Origin of the sequence: Pseudomonas sp. PGPPP4, from assembly GCF_002256045.1 — a bacterium.
Lineage (GTDB): Bacteria > Pseudomonadota > Gammaproteobacteria > Pseudomonadales > Pseudomonadaceae > Chryseomonas > Chryseomonas oryzihabitans.
This window is the reverse complement of the sequence record NZ_NKID01000002.1, coordinates 389,438-413,622: the sequence shown is the minus strand read 5'-3', so window position 1 is coordinate 413,622 and position 24,185 is coordinate 389,438. Positions and strand designations below refer to the sequence as shown.

Below are 24,185 nucleotides of genomic sequence, written 5' to 3'. Positions count from 1 at the left end.
CCCCGTGATCGTGATGCTGCCCTCTCTCGGCCGTTCGGGTCGCGACTACGATCAGGTGGCCGCCTATCTGGTCGAGCAGGGTTTTCGTGTCGTACGGCCCGAGCCGCGTGGCATAGGCCATAGCCAGGGACCTATGGACAATCTGTCAATTCATGACTTCGCGCGCGATGTCGCCGCGGTGGTGGAGCACGAACACCAGGGTCCGGTGGTAGTCGTTGGTCATGCCTGGGGCAACTTTCCGGCACGACAACTCGCCGTGGATCGTCCGGATCTGGTGCGCGGCGTGGTCCTGGCAGCGGCTTCAGCTGGCAAGGTCCCGCCCGGTTCGACGGAAAAACCGATCAATGCCGAAATGCGGCAGGCCATCGACGGCGCCGGCGATCCCTCGCTGTCCGAGGAGCAGCGCCTGGTTTATCTGCGCAAGGCCTTCTTCGCACCGGGCAACGATCCGCGTGTCTGGCTGAACGGCTGGCATGAGGCCACCCACGAAGCCGAATCCCATGCTCGCAACACCACTCCCGTGGACGACTATTTCGCCGCTGGCAAGGTACCGATTCTCGATCTGCAGGGCGAAGCCGATGCAGTCGCTCCTCGCCGCTTCTCGGTAAGCGCTCTGCCAAGTCACCTTGACCTGCATCATGGATGCACTTAGCAGCAATTTTTGGGTACCAGCTTGGATGCTGAAAAGGTCATTCTATGAGCCTACTCTTTGCTAATAACCGGCTGACTTAATATGCTGAGCACCTTGAGTATTAGCTGATCAGAAATTTGGAGAGCAAATGCGACTTTGTGTTTTCTCGGGCTCAAGCCCTGGGCGATCGCCGTTGTACTCGGAGGCGGCTAACCGCTTGGGGCAAATGCTCGCGAAATCAGGTATTGGCCTGGTTTATGGCGGCGCCTCCGTAGGTTTGATGGGAGCGGTCGCTGACGCGTCGCTAGCAAATGGTGGAGAAGTGATTGGCGTTTTGCCTGGTTTTTTAGCCGAGAAGGAGCTGGCGCACACTGGCTTGAGCGATCTCAGAATTGTCAACTCAATGCATGATCGCAAAGCCCTGATGGCTGAGTTATCTGATGGCTTCATCGCCTTGCCAGGGGGCATAGGCACATTAGAAGAGCTTTTTGAAGTGTGGACGTGGGCGCAGCTAGGCCAGCATGCAAAGCCTTGTGCCTTGCTTAGTATTAATGGCTTCTACGATGGTCTTACCTCCTTCCTTGACCACATCGTAAACGAAGCCTTTCTTAAAATTGAGCACCGGGAAATGCTCATTGTCGCGCGCGATGTAGATAAATTGCTAAGCGCAGTGCTCAGTTACCATCCGCCTAAAGTGGCTAAATGGATAAATCGGGAGAACACATAGTGTCTGAGATGCCTCGGCTGGGATGCGGTGCCGCGATCGTGCACAATGGCCGCATTCTTCTAATCCAGCGTGCGAAAGAACCTGAAGCAGGATATTGGGGCTTACCTGGTGGGAAAGTGGATTTCCTTGAGGAGGTTGAACAAGCTGTCATTAGAGAAATCTCTGAAGAGTTGGGGATCCAGCTTCATGGGCTGACCCTCCTTTGTGTAGTTGATCAAATTGATTCAGATGAAAAAGTCCATTGGGTAGCGCCTGTCTATAAGGTGTCGAGGTACGACGGAGATCCCTATCTGGTCGAGCCAGACAAACATTTAGCTATGGGCTGGTTCTGTAAGGAGACGTTGCCAGCGCTCTTGACGGTCGCCACTCAAGCAGCAATACCGCTATTACGCAACGAGCTGGCCTAATTCCGTGACTGTCCGCCAAACAGGGGCTGGATAGCTAAACGGACGTCCATTTGTGCGGTAGCAGCTCCCCGATGCCACTCGCCCGCTGCGTCGGCAGGCATGTGAGAACATCCTTCAAGTAAGCGTACGGATCATGCCCATTGAGCCGCGCAGACTGGATCAAACTCATGATCGCTGCGGCACGTTTACCACTGCGTAGCGAGCCTGCGAACAACCAATTCGAGCGGCCAAGAGCCCACGGCCGAATCTGATTCTCGCACCAATTGTTATCGATGGGCACAGCACTGTCATCGAGATAGCGCGTTAGCGCTATCCAGCGTTTGAGGCTGTAATCAAGGGCCTTGGCGATGGCCGACCCCTCAGGCACAAGGTGCCTCTGGGCGATCATCCAAGCATGAAGTACGTCAATGATTGGGGATGCTTTTTCTCGCCGTATTCGCTGCCGGTCACCTGGTTCCAGTTCGCGAACTTCTCGCTCCACTTCGTACAAAGCGGCAATGTAGTGCAGCGCTTTTTCGGCGATCTGGCTTTTGTTGGTCGCGTGCAAGTCGAAGAACTTGCGGCGTGCATGGGCCATGCAGCCGATCTCCGTGACGCCCAGTTCAAAGCCTGCCTTGTAGCCAGCGAAGTCGTCGCAGACCAGCTTGCCGTTCCAGTGGCCAAGGAAGGCTCGGGCATGTTCGCCAGCACGGCTCGGACTGAAGTCATAAACGACCGCCGCCAGATCGGAGAACTGGCTGGTGGCATAGGCCCAGACATAAGCGCGATGAGTTTTCTTCGCGCCAGGCGTCAGCATTGGTACCGGGGTCTCGTCGGCGTGGACGACGCTGTGCGTCAGTACGGCTTCGCGAAGCGCATCAACCAGCGGCTGTAATTGCACGCCGCAGTTGCCCACCCACTGTGCCAAGGTCGAACGGGCGATGGGCAGCCCGGCGCGGCCAAAGATTTTCTCTTGGCGATACAGCGGCAGATGGTCGGCGAACTTAGCCACCATGACGTGGGCCAGCAGGCCCGCTATCGGGATGCCTTTGTCGATGACGTGCGCCGGTACCGGTGCCTGTATCAACGTTTCGCACTGTTCGCAGGCCCACTTCCCACGGATGTGGCGCTCGACGGTGAACACGCCGGGCGTGTAGTCGAGCTTTTCGCTGACATCTTCGCCGATGCGCTTGAGGGCGCAGCCGCACTGGCAGTGGCTGTTGTCCGGTTCGTGATGGATCAGCGTGCGAGGAAACTGCGGCGGCAGCTACGTGCGCTTGGGTTGCAGGCGCACTTTGGCTTCGACAGGTGCCGGTTGCAGCGCCTCAAGTTCGGCTTCGATAGCGGCGATATCCGTATCGATCAAGTCGTCGAGCAGGCTGGCTTGATCCGGGCTCAACTGCTCGCTGCGCTTGGCAAACTTGAAGCGCTTGAGCAGCGCGATCTCGTGGGCCAGTTTCTCGTTGACCGACTTGTGATGAGTGATTTGCTTGTCCATCGTCTCGACGCGCTGGATCAACTGCGCCGCCAAGGCACGCAGTTCTTCATGGTTCAATTGATCGAGATTCGGATGTGTAGTCATGCCGCCGATTTTGCCAGAGAGGGCTAGTGGCGGCGATAGACTGATGGGCTAATTGCGCTTGCAAGCGCGCCATTGCAGAAGAGTTAGAGCAACGTGATGGCTCCGCCGGAACCAACGCGTTGCCAAGGTAAACCGAGCACTAAGGCTTGAAGTTGCTCTGCATCTAACTCGACTTCAGAGCCGTGCCGCACGCCCGGCCAAAAGAACCGCCCTTGATTCAAGCGCCGAGCGGCCAGCCAAATCCCTACACCGTCATGCACCAAAACCTTCATGCGATTGGCGCGGCGGTTGGCGAACAAATAAGCACAGTGCGGCTTCGCCGCACCGAATACGGCCACGACCCGCGCCAGCGCGGTTTCAGTTCCGGCGCGCATGTCCATGTGGTCGGTGGCGAGCCAGATGGCGTCGATGCGAATCATCGCAGTAGGTCTCGTAAAAAAGCAGAGCATGCCGCCGCATTTTCTGCTGGCCAGCTCACCACGACTACGCCTTTTGAATGAGGCACTTCGATTCGAATCGCCGCAGGAAGAACCTGATGCGTCGCTATCGACGGCCCTGCCTTGACCGGAATAAAGGCAGTTTGCAGTGCCAGGTTTTTCTGCCCATGCACCCGAATCCATTTATGAACGAGGTTGGCATTGAGGTTGTGGGTCAAGGCGACATTGGCAATTGAGGTGTCAGCCTGCGCACACTCGGCGATGATCTGGGCCTTAAATGACTTGGAATAGGAACGGCGTTCTTGTGGCATGGGCGTCCGCTTAAAAAGGCTAAAAATGGTGTCCACTTAAATTTAGGTGGACACCATCGCCTTAAGCGATGACATCAGGAAGGTGTGTTGCCCGGACGGTTACGCTTCTCGGGCGTGCTCAAGAGCATGCTGGGCGATCGGGTACAGGTGGTGGTGTTGAAGAACGCTGGCCACGCCATGGCCCCGGAACAGCCCAAGGCCATGGCCGACGCCATTGGTGCCTTTGCCAGGGACTGCTACAAGGAGCCGTCGCGCACCTGAGGTGCTGTAGCGAATAAGGCTAGGCGCAGCCTTATCCGCTGCTAGCTTCTTCTCTTACGACTTGGCAGGGCCATCCTGCCAAGTCGCTCAGCTTTGGCTTACAGCCCATACACCCGCTTAGCAAAACCCGCGATGGCATCGGCCATGGCCTTAGGTTGTTCAGGCGCCATGGCATGCCCCGCATCGGCGATAACCTGGTGTTCCACCCGCGCGCCCAACATGCCTTTTAGGATGTTCGGGATGACCACGGCGTCATGCTCACCTTGCAGGTCCAAGATCGGAACCTGGGAGCCAGCCGACCAGTAACTCTCTACTGGCGTGTGGTCGCGGGCATAACCTTCGGCGTCGTGGGTAGCCTCATACCAGCCGGTCAGCCACGAGCGAGGATCATTACCCGGCGCGAAAAACGCCTGCTTGAGGTAGGTCAGCCGCTGCGCCTCAGGCAGGGCATAGTTGCCGGAGCCATTGATGGCTTCCTTGAGGCGCCCATAGGGTTTTTCCTTGGAATCCGGCGGCAGCTTGCCGATCGAGGCAGCCGCCAAGACGATGCCCTTGACCAGATCCGGGCGATCTACTGCCAGCACGCGCGCTGGCTGGCTACCCCAGGCATGCCCCACCACCACTGCCGGCCCACTCTTCACCTCGTCGAGCACCTGAGCTACGTCACCGGCGAAGTCATGGAGTGTCAGATTGGCCATCGGCGCCTTGCTGCCATTGACGCCTCGTGGTTCAGGCCGCAGGACCCGATAACCATCGTCGGCGAGCCGTGCGGCAACCGCATCGTAGTCGTGGGCGCCGCGGCCCAACGACGGCAAGATGACGATGACCTTGCCCTTGCCTTGGTCGAGCACCTGGATACTGACTTCACCCTTCACACTCTGAAACGTACGCACGGGTTCTGCAGCCAGGGTGGCGAGGGTCAAAGTGAGGGCGCTGAGGGCGAGGCAGCCGGTCGTAAAACGCTGTTTGATCATTGCACCTGTTCCTTGTTGTTATTCGACGTCACGCCCTTGGGCGTGATCCCCGACGGTGGTGCAAAGCCTCAGGTGGAACAAATGCTTTATCCGGATGGATTTCCATAGCGTTTCGGCATGAGCATGCATATGCCGAAACGCTATGAAGAGCCATGTTGAAAAGGTTTTGGCGGGTGCTCGAAGGGCCGTCCTAAGCTGGCGCGACTCCTACAAGAACAAGGGCCGCCCCCATGCCAACCCCATCCCTTCACACAGAACCCTGTCTCGATCCGGTCGTACAGCGAGCGTGCCGAAAAGCGGCCTTGCGCCTGGTACCGCTGCTGGCCCTCGCCTACTTTTTCAATTACCTCGACCGGACCAATGTCGGTTTCGCCTCCCTAACCATGAACGACGATCTGGGGCTCACCGGTGCTCAGTTCGGATTCGCCGCCGGGATCTTCTACCTCGGCTACTGCCTGTTCGAAGTCCCCAGCAACCTGGCACTCTACCGGTTCGGCGCGCGACGCTGGCTGGCGCGGATCATGATCACCTGGGGGCTGTGCGCGGCAGCTACCGCCTTGGCACAGGGGCCGACCAGCTACGCCGTAATTCGCCTTCTGGCCGGCATCGCCGAGGCAGGTTTTTTCCCCGGCGTGATCTTCTTTTTGTCACTGTGGTTTCCGGTGCAGTACCGCACTCGGGTAATGGCCTGGTTTCTCTTCGCCATTCCGCTGTCGTCGGTGCTCGGCGGCCCGTTGTCTGCCGCGATGCTTCAGCTCGATGGTCTCTGGGACTATGCCGGTTGGCAGTGGCTACTGGTACTGCAAGGACTACCTGCCTGCTTCCTCGGCCTACTCTGCCTCAAGCTGCTGGCGGATCAGCCGTCCGAGGCCTCTTGGCTGAGCCTGGAAGAACGCCAGACCCTGCAACGGGCACTGGATACCGAGCAAGCCACCAAAGGCACCCACAGCTTTCGGCAGTCACTCAAGGATGGCCGCGTCTGGTTGCTGGCCGCCATTCTCTTCAGCTACATCATCGGCATCCTGGGCATTGGTGTCTGGTTGCCGCAAATCCTCAAGAGTCACCACCTCAGCACCCTGCAGATCGGCTGGATTTCCGCTGTGCCCTACATCATCGCCAGCGGCGCCATGCTGATCTGGGCGAAGGTCCTGGCGCGCAAACGCCGCTACATTCTGCACCTCGCCCTCACCTGTGGTACCGGCGCGGCAGGCTTCCTGTTTTCGGTGATGTTCAACGAGCTGCTGCCGGCCCTGATCGGGCTCACCGTTGCGCTGATCGGCCTGTGCTCGGTACGTACCTGCTTCTACAGCATTCCTGCCACCTTTCTCAGCAAGCAGGCCGCAGCGGGTGGCATCGCTTTCATCAACGCGACCGGCAGCCTCGGTGGTTTGGTCGGCCCCTACGCGGTAGGCTGGCTAAAGGACGCAACCGGCTCCTTTACCGCCGGCTTGCTGGGCATGGGCTGCATGCTGTGCCTGGCCACGCTGCTGACTGGAGTGCTGGGTCGGGTCGCGCACCGCGACCGGATCAAAGGCGTGCTCGTGGATGCTGTAGCTACTCCGACTACCCCCTGACGGAAGCCGCCCGGCATCGGCCAGCCCCGTCCGAGGCTGGACAGCGAGTCGAGCACTACTTCGGTGCGCCAGACTCGCTCTCAGCCCGGTACCACCAGTCCCTTGGCGCGGTAGGCGTCGATGTCGATGCCATAGGCGCCCGAGGGTTTCACCTCGCGGACGCTGACCAGGCGGCCCTGCTCATCGAGCGGATTGCGCGCCAGGTCGAGCACCCGCTCCGGTCGCGGCTGTTTGCTGGCGTCCAGCACGATCAGCACGCGCGGCTTCAGTTTGCTGCCGGCGTCGAAGCCGATAATGATGCCCACCTCGCCGGTGCTCAGCTCGACGATCTCGCCCGGCGGATAGACGCCGATTAGTTGGATGAAGGCCAGGACGACGACTTCGTCGAATTGCGTGCCCCGGGCTTCGAACAGCACGCGCAGGGCTTCCAGGCTGGAACGGCCTTCGCTGTAGGGCCGATCGCTGGTGATGGCGTCGTAGGCATCCACCACGGCGATGATCCTGGCTTTGAAGGGGATGCGGTGCGCCGGCAGCTGGCGAGGGTAGCCCTTGCCATCCATGCGCTCGTGGTGGGTATGGGCGACGTCGACGGCGGCCGGCGGCACCTCGCTGTTGGCCATCAGCAACTGATAGCCGTAGGTGGTATGGGCCTGCATGAGGCGAAATTCTTCGTCGGTCAGGCGGCCTGGCTTGTTGAGGATCTCGTCGGGCACCTTGATCTTGCCGACGTCGTGCAGCATGCCGCACACCCCGAGCTCTTCCAGTTCGAGAGGCAGCAGGCCCAGCGCCTTGCCCAGGGCGATGGCATAGAGGGATACGCGCAGGCAGTGCTCGGCGGTGTAGTGGTCGCGCTGCTTGATGCGCGCCAGCCAGAGGGTGGCCGCAGGGTGCTTGAGCACGCTCTCGACGCACTCGCCGACCGCGCGGCGCACTTCACCGACGTCGAGTTCCTTGCCGAACTTGACGGCGTCGAGCATGCGCATCGACACGGCGCGGGCTTCGCGCCACACCGGTTCGGTGGTCTTGACCTCATCCCGGTAGTCGACGGCATAGGTCTTGGCCTGAGCGCCTGCCGACAGGCTGGCGGACAGCGGTGTCACCGTATGGCTCTGGCGGCGATCCACCCAGACGAATTCGCAGGTCTCCTGCAGGGTGCGCAGGTCGTGCGCGTTCTGGATAGGAAAGCCCTGGAACAGAAAGGGTGTGCCCTCCCAGGGTCGATCCAGTTCACAGACGTACATCCCCAGCTGCAATTGGGAGACAGGTACTTTGAGGCTGTATTGGGGCAGCGCCATGGTTTCTCTGCGAGCGCGTCGATGGACGGAATTAAATAGGTATTGCAATAACTATTGATACCAAAAAGCCACTACTCGGGGAAGCGCCCGGCGGGCTCACGCCGATGAGCCGGCAAAAAAGGGCGGCCAAAGGTAACCGAATGTAAAAAGAGCGGGCGCGCGACCGCCGTCAGCGCGCCCTGCCCTTCAGGCCAGTTTGAAGCGGCGCACCAGCGTTTGCAGTTCACCGGCCAGTTCCGACAGTTGCTCGCTGGCGCCCACGGTTTCACGGTTGCCATCGCTGGTCTGCACCGACAGATCGCGGATGCTGATGAGGTTGCGGTCCACCTCGCGGGAGACGTGGGCCTGCTCTTCGGAGGCGGTGGCGATCTGCAGATTGCGCTCGTCGATCAGCCGTACCGCCTGGAGGATGTCGCTCAGCGCCGCGCCGGCTTCCTGGGCGATCACATAGGTAGCCTGGGCCTGGGTGGTGCTGAGCTGCATGGAATCCAGGGCCTCGGTGGAGCCCTTCTGGATCGCCTGGATCATCTGCTCGATCTCGCGGGTCGAGGTCTGGGTGCGATGCGCCAGGGCGCGGACCTCGTCGGCGACCACGGCGAACCCGCGGCCCTGCTCGCCGGCGCGGGCGGCCTCGATGGCGGCGTTGAGCGCCAGCAGGTTGGTCTGCTCGGCGATGGCGCCGATCACGTTCAGCACCTGGCTGATGTCCTGCGCCTGCCCGGCCAGACCGCCCACCTGCACCGAGGTCGACTGCACCTGCTCGGTAAGGCGCTGCATGGCGTCCAGGGCCTGGCCGACCTTGGCATTGCCGCTTTCCGCGGCGACGCTGGAGTCCCGCGCGGCCTGGGAGGTGGACGAGGCATTGCGGGCCACCTCTTCCACGGCGGCGCTCATCTCGGTGACCGCGGTGGCGGCCTGGTCGATCTCGGCATTCTGGCTGGCCAGGGCGCGACTGGCCTGGTCGGTGACGGCGTGCATGGTGCGCGCGGTCTCGCTCAGGCGGCCGGAGGAACGGGAGATGCCATGCAGGGTGTCCTTGAGGTTGTCCTGCATCTGCGCCAGGGCGCGCATCAGGCCGGCGGCCTCGTCCTTGCCGGTGGGATCTATCCTGCCGGTCAGCTCGCCCTCGGCGATGGCGTTGGCCACGGCCAGGGAGTCGCCGATCGGCTGGGCCAGGCTGCGGGTCAGGCGCCAGGCCAGCAGCAGGGTCACCAGCACCGCCAGCAGCATGATGCCGACCACGATGCTGACGCTGCGGTCATAGATGCCAGTGGCCGCCTCCCCGGCGTGGCGGGCGCCTTCGCTGTTGAATTCGCGCAGGCGCGTCAGTTGCTCCTGGTAGCCTTCGGCGCGCTGGCGCTGCTCGCCATTGGCCAGCTTGAGCGCCTCGGCGCGGTCGCTGGCGGCCAGGGTGACGACGCGATCCAGCTCGTCCAGGTAGCCCTTCATTTGCAGCGCGGCCTGGTCGAAATTGGCGCGCTCTTCCGCGGTGGAGATCAGGTGGTCGCGGTAATAGGCGGTGCGGGCATTCATCAGATCGCGATTCACCTGGATCTGCCGGGTGGCGAGGGCCATGGCGGCGCTGTCTTCGCTGGCCAGCAGGCGGATGCTTTCCAGGCGGGTGTGCAGCAGGGCGATCTGGATGTCATCGGTGGTCTGGACGCTCGCCAGCCACTCGGCTTCCATCGCCTGCTCGGTGGCGCGCAGGGCCTTGAGCTGGACCAGGGCGAAGGCCCCCAGCAGCATCACGAACAGGGTGACCGCACCGAAGCAGAGGGTGGCGCGGGGGGCGATGCGTAGCTGACGAAGGTTCAAGACGGGCTCCTTGGATCGGCGAAAGGCGATCCTCTAGAGCGCATATCGACTGACTATTACCTTTCTTTAGCGCGCAAGTGATTGGCGCGACAACCAGGCTACGGAGTCTGTCAAGCGGCTGTACGCCCGACAGGAAAGGCCTAGCCGCGCGACGCTTCCAGCCGCTCGACCATCTTGACCAGTTCCGCCAGGGAACCGGCCTGCAGCTTGCGCATCAGAGCGGCGCGACGCACCTTGACGGTGATCTCGCTGACCCCCAGCTGGACGGCGATCTGCTTGTTGAGCAGCCCGGTCACCACCCGCGCCAGCACCGCTCGTTCGCCGTCGTTGAGGGTATCGAGTCGGGTCTGCAACTCGTGCAGCTGGCGGCGCTGGGCATGGGCCTCCTGCGCATTGCGCAGGGCCTGGTCGATGGCATCGAGCAGGTCCTGGTCACGAAACGGCTTGGTGAGGAATTCCAGGGCACCCTGCTTCATCGCCCGGACCGACATGGGGATGTCGCCATGACCGGTGATGAAAATGATCGGCAGCGCCAGGCCACGCCGCTGCAACTCCTGTTGTAGATCCAGGCCGTTCATGCCGGGCATGCGCACGTCCAGCACCAGGCAGCCCGGTGCGTCCAGCCGGGCCCGCTCGAGAAAGTCGGCGGCCGAGACATAGCTGCGGGTATCGAGCCCCACGGACGCCAGCAGGTCTTCCACGGCGGCGCGCACCGAGGCGTCGTCGTCCACCAGGTGGACCAGAGTGGGCTGAGTTTGGTCGGTCATGCTCGCTGAGGTCATGGTTGTGGATCCTTGGGCAGGCTGCAGTAGACCCCGGTGCCGCCGTCCGGCAGCGAGGTGGCCCAGATCCGCCCGCCATGGGCTTCGACGATGGAGCGACTCAGCGCGAGGCCCAGGCCCATGCCCTGCTCCTTGGTGGTGTAGAAGGCCTCGAACATCTGCTCGCGCGCCATGGGCGTCAAGCCGCGACCACTGTCTTCCACGCCGAGGCGGATGGCGCCGGCGGTGTCCTGCCCCACCTGGATGACCACCCGCCGGTGCTCGGGCGGTATCCCTTCGAGGGCATCCAGGGCGTTGAGCAGCAGATTGAGGATGACCTGCTGCAGCTGGCTTTCGTCGGCCAGCAGCGGCGGCAGGCCCTCCTGCAGGCGCACCTCCACGGCGACCTGGCGCTGGTTCAATTCGGCGCGGACGAAATCCAGCACCTTCTCCACGGTATCGGCGACATTGAGCCAATCCTTGGCCACCTGCGCCTGGCGCACCAGGCTGCGCACCCGGGCGATCACCGCGCTGGCGCGGTGGGCGTCGTCGATGACCCGTTGCGCCGCCTGCACGGCACGCTCCACCTGCGGCGGCTCATTGCTCAACCAGCGCTGGCAGGCGTTGCCACTGGCGGCGATGGCGGTGAGCGGCTGGTTCACTTCATGGGCGATGGACGCGGCCAGTTCACCCAGCTGGCTCAGGCGCCCGGCCTGGACCAGGCGCGTCCGGGCCGCATCGGCGGCGCGCTTGGCGGCCTCCAGGCGCAGCGACAGGGCGGCCACCGCGACGATGGCCAGCAGGCTGATGATGCAGTTGACCAGCCCGGCCTCCTGGTCGCCGCTGCGGGTGGCGACATAGCTGCAGAGCACCAGCAGCGTGCAGCCCAGCGCGGTGATCGTGACCCCGCGCGCCGACAGGAAGCCGGCCGCCAGGAGCACCACCACCACCTGGAAGACGCCGATGGCGATCTCCCGGTCGGTGAAGGTGTCCAGCAGGGCGATGCCCAGCGCCAGGGCGCAGAGGCCCCCTAGCCGCAGCCAGTGGGTGGTGGTGGCGAAGGGTCGTCGATCCATGGCCAGTTTCTCTTTCGTAGTCGCGTAGACGTCCTAGAGCGGGAAGTGTTTAACCTGGATTTTCCAGGCTGAACATATCGGCGGCTTGATCATAGGCGAAGAGCTCACCATAGCGCCCCCACTGGATGGCGCTGCCGAGGGTACGGGCGGCGTCGGCTTCGTCCATGAAGTCCTCCAGCTCGTCGCGGAAGCGCCGCGCCGGCGCCGTGTGGCCCTGGCGATCGTCCAGCACCCGGCGGATATGGGCCACCAGCGGCACGAAGTTGAGCAACTGGCGGGCGAACAACTGCTTGCGCACGTCCACCCCCGCCTCGACGTAGGCGCGCCCGGCCGGCAGCAGGCGCAGATCGCCGCCTTCGAGAACCGCCAGGCGCAGCAGCTGCAGCACCTCGGCCAGGGGAAACAGCTCGTCCAGCGCATAGCCCAGCCCGCCGGCCAGTTCCGGCAGGTCGGCGCGACCGTCGTAGGGTGCGGCCTGGACCGCCTCCAGCAGGCCGGCCAGGGCGTTGGTCGATACCGTCGGCAGCCGCATGCCCAGGCCATTGCCAGGCACCCCTGCGTCGTGGGGCGCCGGGGTGGTCTCGCCGGTCATGCGCACATAGATCTCCTCCACCAATTCGCGAAAGGCCGGATCGTGGCGATTGCGCGGCTGCGGCAGGTCGATGCGGATCTCGCTGGCGACGCGCCCGGGATTGCTGGAAAAGATCAGCACCCGGTCGCAGAGCAGCACCGCCTCAGCGATGTTGTGGGTGACCATGAGGATCGAGCGGATCGGCATGCGCCCCTCGACCCAGAGGTCGAGCAGGTCGGTGCGCAGGGTCTCGGCGGTGAGCACGTCCAGCGCCGAGAAGGGTTCGTCCATCAGCAGCACGTCCGGGTGCACCACAAGGGCACGGGCCAGGCCGACGCGCTGGCGCATGCCGCCGGAGAGTTCCTTGGGATAGGCGCTCTCGAAGCCGTCCAGGCCGATCAGGTCGATGGCGGCCAGGGCGCGGCGACGGCGCTCGTCCAGCGGTACGTGCAGGGCCTCCAGGCCGATCTCGACGTTCTGCAGCACGGTCAGCCAGGGAAACAGCGCGAAGCTCTGGAACACCATGCTGACCCGGGCGCGCTGGCCGTCGTCCTTGGGCGGAAAATCGACGCTGCCGCCACTGGGGGTGAGCAGGCCGGCGATGGACCTGAGCAGGGTCGACTTGCCGGAGCCGGAGCGCCCCAGCAGGCCGACGATCTCGTTTTCGTGCAGGGTCAGGGAGACTTCGTCCAGCACGACCCGGGCCGGGCCACCGGCGTTGCCGTACAGCTGGCGGACGTTCTGGACGTCGATGAGGGGACGCTGGTTCAGGGTGGTCAGGTTCATGGCGGTTCTCCTCTGGAGCCTGTTTAAAGGCTAGCGAGCTAGAGACAGACAAGGCGGAAATGGCTGAGGAAGCGGAGTTTACGAGCGGTAAATGAGCATTCCGAAGCCATTTCCAACGCAGTTCGGCCGACGCGCAGCAGCCTTTGAACAGGCTCTTAGTCGAGCCGTAGGCGCCGTTCGGCATAGGCATACAGGGGCCGCCAGAGCAGCCGGTTGAAACCAAGTACGAAGATCGACATCACCACGATGCCCAGAGCGACCCGGGGGAAGTCGCCGGCGGTGGTCATCTGCGCGATGTAGGCACCCAGGCCATGGGCCTGCAGGCGTTCGTTGCCCCAGCTCACCACCTCGGCGACGATGCTGGCGTTCCAGGAGCCGCCCGCGGCGGTCAGGGCGCCGGTGACGTAGTAGGGAAAGATCGCCGGCAGGGCCAGCTGCCGCCACCACTGCCAGCGCTTGAGACCGAACAGCCGGGCCGCTTCGCGCAGATCGTTGGGCAGCACGCTGGCGCCGGCGATGACGTTGAACAGGATGTACCACTGGGTGCCCAGCACCATCAGCGGCGACAGCCAGATGTCCGGATCGAGGTGGAAGCTGACGATGCCCACCACCGCCACCGGGAACAGCACGTTGGCCGGAAAGGCGGCGAGGAACTGGGCCACCGCCTGCAGGCGCTGCGACCAGCCCGGGCGCAGGCCGATCCAGACGCCGATGGGCACCCAGATCAGGCTGGCGACGGCGATCAGCAGCAGCACCCGGGCCATGGTCAACAGCCCCAGCCCGAGCACCGCGACCGCTTCCACCCAGTAGACGTCGGCGGCGATGAAGCGGTACAGCGCATAGACGCCATAGGGCAGCACCACCAGCAGCGCGCCGTACCAGAGCACGTCCAGCCCGCGCTGCAGCCAGGCGCGGCTTTGCGGCGCCAGGTGCCAGTGCGGCCAGGCGCGGCGGATCCGCGGGGTGGCGAGCTGGGTGCAGAAGCTGCCGAAGCCGCCCAGCATGCGCCCCAGGCGCGCGCGCCGGACCAGGTCGTAGACCCAGGAGCGCGGCACCTGCTGGCTGGCGGTCTGCTCGACGCGGAAGCGATCGGCCCAGGCCACCACCGGGCGGAAGAACAGCTGGTCGTAGACCAGGATCACCAGCCCCATGGCCAGCACCGCCCAGCCGATGGCGGCGATGTCCTGCCGGGCTATGGCCAGCGCCAGCCAGGAGCCGATGCCGGGCAGGTTGATGGTGTTGTCGCCCACGGTGATGGCTTCCGAGGCCACCACGAAGAACCAGCCGCCGGACATGGACATCATGGTGTTCCACACCAGGCCGGGAATGGCGAACGGCAGCTCGAGACGAAAGAACCGCCGCCAGGGCGACAGGCCGAACTGGCGACTCACCTGCTGCAGGTCCTCGGGCACGGTGCGCAGCGACTGGTAGAAGCCGAACGCCATGTTCCAGGCCTGGCTGGTGAAGATGGCGAAGATGGCCGCGCACTCGGCGCCCAGCTGGCGACCGGGAAAGAGCCCCAGGAAGAAACTGACGGTAAAGGTCAGGAAGCCGAGAATGGGCACCGACTGCAGGATGTCGATGGCCGGCAGGATCAGCAGCTCCGCCTTGCGACTCTTGGCCGCCAGGGTGGCGAAGACAAAGGTGAACAGCAGCGAGGCGCCCAGGGCGATGAACATGCGCAGGGTGGTACGCAGGGCGTACTCGGGCAGCCGCGCCAGGTCCAGGGTCATGGGATCGGCGTCGAGCACGGCCAGGGGCGCGCGCATCTCGGCGACGCCATGCCAGATCAATGCCAGGGCGATCAGCCCGAGGGCGAGGCAAAGGGCATCGGCCCACAGGGAGGTGGGACGTTGCCGCAGCGAGCGCGGCGCCACGGCGGGGGTGTAGAGGCCAGGAAGGGTCTTCATGGCGTACCTCTTTGAATGGGGACCTTGGGAGAGTGGCCAGCCCTGCCGCGCAGGATTCGGACACCGGGCTAATCTAGGCGCGCCACCCCGTCCCAGCCATCGAAACGATGGACGTTTGGCTATACCAAGGTATATCCCGCCCCGGCCCCGCCCTCGCCTGCTGCCCTGCGCGCCGGAGGACCTACCGGCGCCCCGGCGCCAGAGCAGAAGCTTCATCTCGCTGTCATCGTCCCGACATCTGCCGTCGGCATTGTCTGCCCCCAATGAGATCGATCTCAAACGAGGCCGGCATGACCGATCTGAAACAGGTAGCGCAACAGGCGGGAGTCTCCCGGGCCACCGCGGCCCGCGCCTTCGCCACCCCCGAACAGGTGCGCGAGAGCACCCGGCAGCGGGTGCTGGACGCCGCGCGCAGTCTCAATTTCCGCCCCAACCTGCTGGGCCGCCAGCTGCGCCAGCAGAGCACCCGGCTGATCGGCGTGGTGGTGCCCAGCCTGCTCAACCCGGTGTTCGCCGAACAGTTGCACGCCATGGAGCGCACCGCGCGCAGCCAGGGCTATTCGCTGGTGATCGCCACCACCGACTACCAGCCCGAGCGCGAGGCGGCGGTGGTGGAGGAACTGCTGCGCCAGCGCGTCGCCGGCCTGGTGCTGACGGTGGCCGATGCCGACCGCAGCGAGGTGCTGGCCGAGCTGAGCCAGGAGCAGACGCCTTTCATCCTGGCCTATCACGAACCCCAGCGCCCCTATGCGGCGGTGGCGGTGGACAACCGCCAGGGCATGGCCATGGCCACGGAGCACCTGCTCGGCCTGGGACACCGCCGCATCGCCCTGGTCTCGGGGCCGGCCCAGCAATCGGATCGCAGCGAGCGCCGGTTCGCCGGCTATTGCCAGGCCATGGCCGCCGCCGCCCTGCCGACGCTGCCGCGCCTGGAACTGGCCAGCCACACCGACGCCGACTGGGCGGAGCTGGCGCCGCTGCTGGAGCGCCACGCCCCGACCGCCCTGCTCTGCACCAACGATCTGCTGGCCATCAGCGTCATCGCCGAACTGCAGCGCCACGGGGTGCCCGTGCCCGCCGACCTTTCGGTGGTGGGCTTCGACGGCATCGCCATGGGCGCCCGCCTGGAACCCAGCCTGTGCAGCGTCATGCAGCCCTTGCAGAGCCTGGGCGCCGTGCTCGTCACCGAATTGCTGGCGCTGATCGCCGGCAGTGCCACCCACCAGCAGTGTCTGCCCTGCCTCGTCCGTCCCGGCACCAGTGCCGGCCCCTTGAAGGAGCCCTACCGATGAAATCACTCTTCCCCGTGCGTCGCCTCCTGGCCGGCGTGGTCCTGGCCTGTGGCCTGGCCAGCGCCCAGGCCGCCGAAACCGCCATCTGCTACAACTGCCCGCTGGAATGGGCGGACTGGGGTGACCAGCTCAAGGCCATCGCCGCCGACACCGGTATCCAGGTGCCTCAGGACAACAAGAATTCCGGCCAGTCGCTGGCCCAGCTGGTGGCCGAACGCGAAGCCCCGGTAGCCGACGTCGTCTACTACGGGGTGACCTTTGGCATCCAGGCCGACAAGGCCGGGGTGCTGCAGCCCTACCAGCCCAAGCACTGGGACCAGGTCCCGGCCGGCCTCAAGGACCCCAAGGGTGAATGGACCGCCATCCATTCCGGCACCCTCGGCTTCATGGTCAACACCCAGGCCCTGGGCGGCAAGCCGGTGCCGCAGCGCTGGGCCGATCTGCTCAAGCCCGAGTACCGCGGCCTGGTGGGCTACCTGGATCCGTCCAGCGCCTTTGTCGGCTACGTCACCGCGGTGGCGCTCAACCAGGCCCTGGGCGGCAACCTCGACGACTTCGGCCCGGCCATGGCCTTCTTCAAGAAGCTGGCCGCCAACGATCCCATCGTGCCCAAGCAGACCGCCTATGCGCGCCTGCTCTCCGGCGAGATCCCGATCCTGGTCGACTACGACTTCAACGCCTACCGCGCCCGCTACAAGGACAACGCCCCGGTGGCCTTCGTCATTCCCCAGGAAGGCAGCCTGACGGTGCCCTACACCATGAGCCTGGTGAAGGGCGCACCGCACCGCGCCAATGGCGAGAAGGTGCTGGACTACGTGCTGTCGGACAAGGGCCAGGCGCTCTGGGCCCAGGCCTATCTGCGCCCGGTGCGGGACGTGCCGCTGCCGGCCGAGGTGAAGGCGCGCTTCCTGCCCGACGCCGACTATGCCCGCGCCGGCACCGTCGACTACGGTCACATGGCGGCGGTCCAGGAAGCCTTCGCCAAGCGTTATCAGGCCGAGGTGCGCTGAGATGCAGGGCCTCGCCGTTTCCCTTGGGCGCTGCCGGGTGCCGCGTCGGCTGCCCTGGCCGGTGCTCGTCGCCCTGGCACCGGCGAGCGCCTTCCTGCTGGCCTTCTGGCTGCTGCCACTGGCGCAGCTGCTGGTGCTCGGCGCCCGCCCGGACGCCGCCGGCAGCTCCGGTTACTGGCAGGTGCTGACCAGCGCCGGCTATCTGTCCGGACTCGCCCAGACGGTGGCCCTGGCCGCCGTCACCACCCTGGCCACCCTGCTGGTGGCCGGCATCGCCGGCTGCTTCCTGGCGCGGCATGCCTTTGTCGGACGCAGCCTGCTGGTGGCCCTGCTGACCTTTCCGCTGGCCTTTCCGGGCGTGGTGGTGGGCTTTCTGATCATCCTGCTGGGTGGCCGTCAGGGCCTGTTCGCCGGTCTCGGCCGCAGCCTGTTCGGCGAGCCCTGGGTGTTCGCCTATTCGCTGTTCGGGCTGTTTCTCGGCTATCTCTATTTCTCCATCCCGCGGGTGATCCTCACGGTGATGGCGGCCTGCGAGACCCTAGACACCAGCCTGGAAGAAGCCGCCCGCTCCCTGGGCGCCGGCCTCTTCGCCGTGGTACGCGACGTGCTGATCCCGGGCCTGACCCCGGCGCTGCTGTCCAGCGGCGCCCTGTGCTTCGCCACCGCCATGGGCGCCTTCGGCACCGCCTTCACCCTCGGCACGCGGCTGGCGGTGACGCCCATCGCCATCTACGACACCTTCACCAACTTCGCCAACTTCGGCGTGGCCGCGGCGCTCTCGGTGGTGCTCGGCCTCGTCACCTGGCTGGTCCTGCTGCTGGCGCGGCGCCTCGGCGGCGTCCAGGGAGACCTGCGATGAATCGACCCCTGCGCTTCTGGCTGCAACTGCTGTTCACTCTGCTGGTGGCGGCCTTCCTGCTGGTGCCGGTGCTGCTCTCGGTACTGGCCGGCCTCACCCGCAACTACTTCCAGGGCCTCGCCAGCGGCCTCACCCTCGACTGGGTGCTGCAGGTCTGGCAGGCCTATGCGCCCACCGTCTGGCTGTCGCTGCAACTGGCGCTGGGCACGGCGGTGCTCGCAGTCGTACTCGGCGTCCCGGCGGCCTATGCCCTGGTCCGGCTGGACAACCGCTTCGCCCGCGCCTTCGAGGAATTGCTGGTGTTGCCGGTGGCCATGCCCGGCTTCGCCTCGGCGCTGGCGCTGCTGCTGACCTACGGCCATCTCGGCGGCTTTCGCCGCAGCCCGGCGATCATCCTAGTGGGTCACCTGCTGTTCACCCTGCCCTTCCTGATCCGCCCGGTGATGGCGGTGCTCAGACGCAGCCAACTGCCGCTGCTGGAGGAAGCCGCCGCCAGTCTCGGCGCCGGTCCCTGGCGACGCTTCTTCGGCGTGGTGGTGCCCAATGCCCGCGCCGGCATCCTCGCCGGCAGCCTCATGGTGATCACCCTGTCGCTGGGTGAATTCAACCTCACCTGGATGCTGCACACGCCCCTGACCAAGACCCTGCCGGTGGGCCTGGCCGACAGCTACGCCTCGGCGCGGCTGGAGGTGGGTTCCGCCTACACCCTGATCTTCCTCTTGCTAATCGTGCCGCTGCTGGTCGCCCTCCAGGCCCTCAGCGCCCGCCTCTCCCGTGGAGCCCTGCGATGACCCAAGGTACCGCCGTCCGCCTGCGCCACTGCGCCAAGACCTTTGCCGGAGGCCGCCAGGTACTGCAGCCCCTGGACCTCGACATCCACCCGGGCGAGACCCTGGTGTTTCTCGGACCGTCCGGCTGTGGCAAGACCACCACCCTGCGGCTGATCGCCGGCCTGGAGCAGCCCGATGCCGGTGGCCAGGTGCTGTTCGACGACCGCGACGTCACCGGCCTGCCCATCGAGCGGCGCGACGTCGGCATGGTGTTCCAGAACTACGCCCTGTTTCCCAACCTGGACGTGGCCGGCAACATCGCCTACGGCCTGAAGATCCGTGGCCTGCCGCGCGCCGAGCGCGATGCCCGGGTCGCCGAGCTGCTGGCCATGATGCACCTGGAGCCCCTGGCCGAGCGGCGCATCCAGCAGCTGTCCGGCGGCCAGCGCCAGCGCGTGGCCCTGGCCCGGGCCCTGGCGCCGCGCCCCCGGGTGCTGCTGTTCGACGAACCCCTGGCGGCGCTGGACGCCCAGCTGCGCGAGCAGTTGCGGGCCGACATCGGCGCGCTGCTGCGCGAACTCGGCACTACCGCCGTCTACGTCACCCACGACCAGCAGGAAGCCCTGGCCCTAGGCGATCGCATCGTGGTGATGGGCGAAGGCCGCATCGCCCAGATCGGCACCCCGACGCAGATCTACCAGCGCCCGGCCAGTCGCTTCGTCGCCGGTTTCGTCGGCCAGCTCAACCGCTTCGAGGTGCGCGGCCAGAGCGGCGCCGAGGTGGCGGTGGCTGGCGGGCGGCTGCCCTGGACCGGCGCAGCCAGCACCCTGTTCTGTCGCCCGGAGCACCTGGAGCCGAGCACGACGCCCGCGCACCTCACCGGCATCCTGGTCGGGCAATTCTTCCAGGGCGCCCATTCGCGGCTGCTGGTGGAGGTGGGCACCGGCCAGCCGCTGCTGGTCGACACCGCCCAGCCCCTGCAGGCGCAACCGGGCGACCTGCTGCACCTGAACGTGCGACCCGACGCCCTCTTCACCCTGGCTTCCTAGGAGACCCCATGCACGCGCCCTTCCTGCTGGCCCAGCTCAGCGACCTGCACATCAAGGCCGGCGGCCGGCTGTCCTACGGGGTGGTCGATACCCTCGGCGCCCTGCGCCTGGCGGTGGACCGCCTCAACGCCCTGCAACCGCGCCCGGATGCCCTGGTCATCACCGGCGACCTGGTGGACTTCGGCACCCCGGAGGAATACGCCACCCTGCGCGAGGTCCTGGCTGAACTTGCCATGCCCTTCTTCGTCATCCCCGGCAATCACGACGACCGCGCCGCCCTGCGCGCCGCCTTCGCCGATCACCCCTATCTGCCGGCCCAGGGCACCCTGGACTGGCAGCAGGACTGCGGCCCGCTGCGGCTGATCGGCCTGGATACCCATATCCCCGGCGAGCACGGTGGCCGGCTCGACGCGGCGCAACTGGCCTGGCTCGACGACCAGCTCGGCCGGGCACCCGACCAGCCGACTCTGGTGCTCCTGCATCATCCGCCGTTCCCGGTCGGCATCGGCCATATGGATCGCATCGGCCTGGACGGCGGCGCCGAGCTGGAAGCCGTGATCCGCCGCCATCCCCAGGTGGAGCGGCTGCTTTGCGGTCATCTGCACCGGCTGATCCAGCGCCGTTTCGGCGGCACCCTGGCCTGCGTCTGTCCCGGCGTGTCGCACCAGGTCGACCTGGACCTGCGCGCGGCGGCGCCATCGCGCTTCCGCCTAGAGCCGCCGGGCCTGCTGCTGCATCGCTGGGCGGACGAGGCCCTGGTGACCCACCATCTGCCGCTGGGCAACTATCCGGGGCCCTACCCCTTCTTCGCCGCCGATGGCCAGTTGCTGGACTGACACCGCCCCGTTTCGGGTCCTGAGGTAGCAGAGCGGCCACTGCTGCGACCCAGGCTGGTGCAAAAGGTAACGCCGGCGCCGGGCCGCTCTGCGCCGCAGCCCAGCGCTGGCGGGCATTGGACTCCCTGGCATGGGCTTTGCCTTGGCAGATTGGATACAAAAATCCAGGAAGCCAGTCCATGCCGCTCTCCGCCCTGTCCCGCCCCACCGCCCTGAGCGCCGAAGAAGAGGCCTATCGCCATCTGCTGCAGGCCATCTGCGCCGGGCACTATCGCAATGGCGAGCGGCTGATCGCCGAGGACATCGCCACCACCCTGGGCATGAGTCGCATGCCGGTGCGCAGCGCCTTCCAACGCCTCGCCGCCGAAGGCCTGGTGATCCTCCGGCCGCACCGCGGCGCGGTGGTCAGCGGCCTGGACCTGGACGACATGCGCGAGGTGTTCGAGATGCGCAGCGCCCTCGAAGGCCTGGCCATCCGCCTGGCCACGCCCCATGTCGGTCCCCGCGAGATGACGCGCCTGGAACGCCTGCTGGAAGACCTGGACGACGAGCAGGAGCCCGGCGCCTGGGTCGCCCAGCACCGCGCCTTCCACGAATACCTGTGCAGCCTGGCCGGCCGGCCGCGGCTGCTGCGCCAGATCAACGGCCTCTATGCCCTGATCGAGCCGCACATGCAGCTCTGGCTGCACGCCGACCGGCCCCAGTCGGCCCGCGACGAGCACGCGCCCATCCTCGCCGCCCTGCGCGCCGGCGATGCCGCCGAGGCCGAGCGGGTGCTGCGCGAGCACATCGAGGGCACGGTGCCCGACCTGCTGACCTTCATCGAACGATCGGGCGACCAGACCCGACCTGCGCCCCCGCGCTGAGCCATCCGCCCTGCCCACCCCCGTCCTTCCGGAGAAGACCATGACCCGCCACCGGCTTTCCTGCAGTCTGCTCGCCCTGACCCTCGCTGCCGGCTTCACCCAGGCCGCTCCCCAGATCCCCGAGCGCCTGGCCAAGGCCTCCAAGATCACCTATTGCGGCGCCCTCGATACCCCGCCGATCGGCTTCTTCGACGAAGCCCAGAAGCCCAAGGGCCTCACCGTCGACCTCGGCGCCGAGATCGCCAAGCGCCTCGGCGACAAGAAGGTCGACTGGCGCGTGGTGCCCTTCTCGGGCCTGATCCCGGCGCTGCTGGCCGGCCAGTGCGACCTGCTGATCGACCAGCTGTTCGACAAGCCCGAGCGCCGCCAGGTGATCGACATCGTCAACTACATGTACTCCAGCCAGGCGGTGGTGGTGCCGGCCGGCAACAAGGCCGGCATCCATACCCTGGACGACCTCGCCGGCAAGAAGGTGGCGGTGCTCAATGGCTCCACCATCCGCACCCTGCTCGACGCCCACAACGAGGAATTGAAGAAGGCCGGCAAGGCGCCCATGAAGCTGGTGGCCTACAACAGCGACACCGACGCCTTCCAGGCCCTGCGCCTGGGCCAGACCGACGCCTACGGCACCACGGTGGAAACCGCCGCCTACTACCAGGGCGTGGCGCCCGGCCAGTTCGAGACCGGCGTGCCGGCCTTCGCCCGCATCCTCACCGGGATCGGCGTGCGCAAGGACGACAGCCAGCTCAGCACCGCCCTCACCCAGATCCTCGCCGACATGAAGGCCGATGGCAGCTACGCCACCCTCATGGCCAAGTGGCACCTGGAAGGCGACAAGCTCGATTAAGGGACGGTCACGATGAACTTCAGCTGGGATGTGTTCTGGCAGTACCTGCTGCACCCGAGCGACGTCTACCTCTACGGCCTCGGGCTGACCTGCGTCATCGCCGTCGGCGCCATGCTGCTGGGCTGCGCGCTCGGCCTCCTGGCGGCGCTGGCACGACTGTCGCGCTACCGGGCGCTGCAATACCCGGTGCGCTGCTATGTCTGGCTGATGCGCGGCACGCCGCTGCTGGTGCAGATCGTCTTCCTCTACACCGCCCTGGCGGCCGGCGGCATCTTCCGCTTCGAGGACCTGGACCTGGGCTTCCTGGTGATCCCGGGCAACATCCAGGCGGCCATCATCGCCCTGGGTCTCAACGAAGGCGCCTACATGGCCGAGATCATCCGCGCCGGCATCGGTGCGGTGGATCGCGGCCAGTACGAGGCGGCGCGCTCCCTGGGCATGACGCCGGCCAAGCTGATGCGGCGCATCGTGCTGCCCCAGGCGCTGCGGGTGATCATTCCGCCGCTCGGCAACGAGTTCAACGTGATGCTCAAGAACACCACCCTGGTCAGCGTCATCGGGGTGCAGGAGCTGCTGCTCAGTACCCAGATGATCACCTCGGCGACCTTTCGCGTCTTCGAGCTGTACCTGGTGGTGGCCATCTATTTCCTGGTCCTGACCACCCTCTGGGGCTTCTTCCAGGCCTGGCTGGAGCGGCGCTTCGGCAAGGCCGACGGTCACCGACCCACCGCCACCGGCCGGCTGTTCAGCCTGCAGGGCTTCAAGCTACGGGGACGCTAGCCATGACGACCACGCAAGAACCCGTGATCCAGGCGCTGGAGGTGCACAAGGCCTTCGGCGAGCTGGACATCCTCAAGGGCGTGTCCCTGGAGGTCCGCCGTGGCGAGGTGGTGGTGCTGATCGGCGCCTCCGGCTCCGGCAAGACCACCTTCATCCGCTGCCTCAACCACCTGGAAGACATCCAGGGCGGCACCATCCGCGTCAACGGCGAGCTGATGGGCTTTCGCGAGCGTCCCGATGGATCGAGGGTCAGGGACTCCGAGCGCAACATCGCCCGTCGCCGCCGCGACATCGGCATGGTGTTCCAGAGGTTCAATCTGTTCCCGCACATGACAGTGCTGGAAAACATCATCGAGGCGCCCATCCAGGTGCTCGGCGTGGCGCGCGCCGCCGCCGTGGAGCAGGCCCGCGCCCTGCTCGCCCGGGTGCGACTGTCCGACAAGGCCGACCACTATCCGGCGCAACTCTCCGGCGGCCAGCAGCAGCGCGTGGCCATCGCCCGCGCCCTGGCCATGAAGCCCCAGGCCATGCTGTTCGACGAGCCCACCAGCGCCCTCGACCCGGAAACCGTCGGCGAGGTGCTGCAGGTGATGAAGGAACTGGCCGAGGACGGCATGACCATGGTGGTGGTGACCCACGAGATGGGCTTCGCCCGCGAGGTGGCCGATCGCGTGGTGGTGCTGCACCAGGGCGAACTGATCGAGGAAGGCCCGCCCGCCCAGGTGTTCGGCAATCCCACCCATCCGCGCACCCGCGAATTCCTCAGTCGCGTGCTCTAG

General features: G+C 65.7%; 24 protein-coding genes and 1 pseudogene. 15 read left to right on the top strand and 10 right to left on the bottom strand.

The window, feature by feature from the left end; genetic code table 11:
* The first annotated feature begins 13 nt into the window (after window positions 1–13).
* The 3 genes from CFE50_RS04765 to CFE50_RS04755 all read left to right on the top strand — a co-directional run bounded on the left by CFE50_RS04765 (window position 14) and on the right by CFE50_RS04755 (window position 1,765).
* Window positions 14–652 carry an alpha/beta fold hydrolase gene (locus CFE50_RS04765; protein ID WP_286731959.1) on the top strand — a complete coding sequence of 213 codons (639 nt, stop codon included), beginning with the start codon at window positions 14–16 and terminating at the stop codon, window positions 650–652.
* Window positions 653–779: 127 nt separating this feature from the next.
* Window positions 780–1,358 (top strand): LOG family protein, encoded by a 579-nt coding sequence (locus CFE50_RS04760; RefSeq protein ID WP_241809528.1) that lies wholly within the window; start codon window positions 780–782, stop codon window positions 1,356–1,358.
* A gap of 8 nt (window positions 1,359–1,366) precedes the next feature.
* A complete protein-coding gene (locus CFE50_RS04755) occupies window positions 1,367–1,765 on the top strand; it encodes an NUDIX domain-containing protein (RefSeq protein ID WP_241809541.1) in 399 nt (132 codons plus the stop codon).
* A gap of 34 nt (window positions 1,766–1,799) precedes the next feature.
* On the opposite strand, the pseudogene tnpC reads toward CFE50_RS04755, so the two are convergent.
* From tnpC to tnpA, 3 genes and pseudogenes are all read right to left on the bottom strand, one after another.
* A pseudogene (tnpC, locus tag CFE50_RS04750) lies at window positions 1,800–3,326 on the bottom strand (IS66 family transposase).
* An 83-nt stretch (window positions 3,327–3,409) separates the two neighbouring features.
* Window positions 3,410–3,745 (bottom strand): IS66 family insertion sequence element accessory protein TnpB, encoded by a 336-nt coding sequence (tnpB, locus tag CFE50_RS04745; protein ID WP_286731666.1) that lies wholly within the window; start codon window positions 3,743–3,745, stop codon window positions 3,410–3,412.
* Window positions 3,742–4,074, bottom strand: a complete 333-nt coding sequence (tnpA, locus tag CFE50_RS04740; protein WP_241809532.1) for an IS66-like element accessory protein TnpA — start codon at window positions 4,072–4,074, stop codon at window positions 3,742–3,744. The genes tnpB and tnpA overlap by 4 nt, the downstream gene beginning before the upstream one ends.
* Before the next feature lie 87 nt (window positions 4,075–4,161).
* Between tnpA and CFE50_RS04735 the strand changes: the two genes are divergently transcribed.
* Window positions 4,162–4,335 (top strand): hypothetical protein, encoded by a 174-nt coding sequence (locus tag CFE50_RS04735; protein ID WP_241809533.1) that lies wholly within the window; start codon window positions 4,162–4,164, stop codon window positions 4,333–4,335.
* 98 nt (window positions 4,336–4,433) lie between these two features.
* Here the strand turns inward: CFE50_RS04735 and CFE50_RS04730 are convergent, their stop codons facing one another.
* Window positions 4,434–5,309, bottom strand: a complete 876-nt coding sequence (locus tag CFE50_RS04730) for an alpha/beta fold hydrolase (protein WP_241809535.1) — start codon at window positions 5,307–5,309, stop codon at window positions 4,434–4,436.
* Between the two features lie 302 nt (window positions 5,310–5,611).
* Here CFE50_RS04730 and CFE50_RS04725 point away from each other — a divergent pair, with 302 nt between their 5' ends.
* The gene (locus CFE50_RS04725; protein ID WP_286731661.1) at window positions 5,612–6,883 is read left to right on the top strand and encodes an MFS transporter; all 1,272 of its coding nucleotides are present in this window, start codon (window positions 5,612–5,614) and stop codon (window positions 6,881–6,883) included.
* Between the two features lie 80 nt (window positions 6,884–6,963).
* Here CFE50_RS04725 and CFE50_RS04720 read toward each other — a convergent pair whose 3' ends face one another.
* From CFE50_RS04720 to CFE50_RS04695, 6 genes are all read right to left on the bottom strand, one after another.
* Window positions 6,964–8,178 carry a cyclic di-GMP phosphodiesterase gene (locus CFE50_RS04720; protein WP_286731660.1) on the bottom strand — a complete coding sequence of 405 codons (1,215 nt, stop codon included), beginning with the start codon at window positions 8,176–8,178 and terminating at the stop codon, window positions 6,964–6,966.
* A gap of 186 nt (window positions 8,179–8,364) precedes the next feature.
* A complete protein-coding gene (locus CFE50_RS04715) occupies window positions 8,365–9,993 on the bottom strand; it encodes a methyl-accepting chemotaxis protein (RefSeq protein WP_286731659.1) in 1,629 nt (542 codons plus the stop codon).
* Window positions 9,994–10,133: 140 nt separating this feature from the next.
* Window positions 10,134–10,775 (bottom strand): response regulator transcription factor, encoded by a 642-nt coding sequence (locus CFE50_RS04710; protein ID WP_286731657.1) that lies wholly within the window; start codon window positions 10,773–10,775, stop codon window positions 10,134–10,136.
* The gene (locus CFE50_RS04705) at window positions 10,772–11,830 is read right to left on the bottom strand and encodes a sensor histidine kinase (protein WP_286731656.1); all 1,059 of its coding nucleotides are present in this window, start codon (window positions 11,828–11,830) and stop codon (window positions 10,772–10,774) included. Before CFE50_RS04705 ends, CFE50_RS04710 begins: the two co-directional genes overlap by 4 nt.
* A gap of 49 nt (window positions 11,831–11,879) precedes the next feature.
* Window positions 11,880–13,187 carry an ABC transporter ATP-binding protein gene (locus CFE50_RS04700; protein ID WP_241810335.1) on the bottom strand — a complete coding sequence of 436 codons (1,308 nt, stop codon included), beginning with the start codon at window positions 13,185–13,187 and terminating at the stop codon, window positions 11,880–11,882.
* A 155-nt stretch (window positions 13,188–13,342) separates the two neighbouring features.
* Window positions 13,343–15,097, bottom strand: a complete 1,755-nt coding sequence (locus CFE50_RS04695) for an ABC transporter permease (protein ID WP_286731654.1) — start codon at window positions 15,095–15,097, stop codon at window positions 13,343–13,345.
* A gap of 290 nt (window positions 15,098–15,387) precedes the next feature.
* On the opposite strand from CFE50_RS04695, the gene CFE50_RS04690 reads away from it, so the two are divergent.
* The 10 genes from CFE50_RS04690 to CFE50_RS04645 all read left to right on the top strand — a co-directional run bounded on the left by CFE50_RS04690 (window position 15,388) and on the right by CFE50_RS04645 (window position 24,185).
* Window positions 15,388–16,389 (top strand): substrate-binding domain-containing protein, encoded by a 1,002-nt coding sequence (locus CFE50_RS04690; RefSeq protein ID WP_286731652.1) that lies wholly within the window; start codon window positions 15,388–15,390, stop codon window positions 16,387–16,389.
* Complete coding sequence (locus tag CFE50_RS04685; protein WP_286731650.1) at window positions 16,386–17,399, top strand: ABC transporter substrate-binding protein; 1,014 nt, start codon at window positions 16,386–16,388, stop codon at window positions 17,397–17,399. Before CFE50_RS04690 ends, CFE50_RS04685 begins: the two co-directional genes overlap by 4 nt.
* A gap of 1 nt (window position 17,400) precedes the next feature.
* The gene (locus CFE50_RS04680; RefSeq protein ID WP_286731647.1) at window positions 17,401–18,258 is read left to right on the top strand and encodes an ABC transporter permease; all 858 of its coding nucleotides are present in this window, start codon (window positions 17,401–17,403) and stop codon (window positions 18,256–18,258) included.
* Window positions 18,255–19,049 (top strand): ABC transporter permease, encoded by a 795-nt coding sequence (locus CFE50_RS04675; RefSeq protein ID WP_108582672.1) that lies wholly within the window; start codon window positions 18,255–18,257, stop codon window positions 19,047–19,049. The genes CFE50_RS04680 and CFE50_RS04675 overlap by 4 nt, the downstream gene beginning before the upstream one ends.
* Window positions 19,046–20,077 (top strand): ABC transporter ATP-binding protein, encoded by a 1,032-nt coding sequence (locus CFE50_RS04670; protein WP_286731640.1) that lies wholly within the window; start codon window positions 19,046–19,048, stop codon window positions 20,075–20,077. The genes CFE50_RS04675 and CFE50_RS04670 overlap by 4 nt, the downstream gene beginning before the upstream one ends.
* 8 nt (window positions 20,078–20,085) lie before the next feature.
* Window positions 20,086–20,913, top strand: coding sequence for a phosphodiesterase (locus tag CFE50_RS04665; RefSeq protein ID WP_286731637.1), 828 nt, complete (start codon window positions 20,086–20,088; stop codon window positions 20,911–20,913).
* A 179-nt stretch (window positions 20,914–21,092) separates the two neighbouring features.
* The gene (locus tag CFE50_RS04660; protein ID WP_286731635.1) at window positions 21,093–21,779 is read left to right on the top strand and encodes a GntR family transcriptional regulator; all 687 of its coding nucleotides are present in this window, start codon (window positions 21,093–21,095) and stop codon (window positions 21,777–21,779) included.
* A gap of 40 nt (window positions 21,780–21,819) precedes the next feature.
* Complete coding sequence (locus CFE50_RS04655) at window positions 21,820–22,626, top strand: ABC transporter substrate-binding protein (protein WP_286731632.1); 807 nt, start codon at window positions 21,820–21,822, stop codon at window positions 22,624–22,626.
* Window positions 22,627–22,638: 12 nt separating this feature from the next.
* Entirely contained in the window at window positions 22,639–23,406 is a 768-nt protein-coding gene (locus CFE50_RS04650) for an amino acid ABC transporter permease (RefSeq protein ID WP_133860810.1), read from the top strand.
* Window positions 23,407–23,408: 2 nt separating this feature from the next.
* Window positions 23,409–24,185, top strand: a complete 777-nt coding sequence (locus CFE50_RS04645; RefSeq protein ID WP_058790723.1) for an amino acid ABC transporter ATP-binding protein — start codon at window positions 23,409–23,411, stop codon at window positions 24,183–24,185.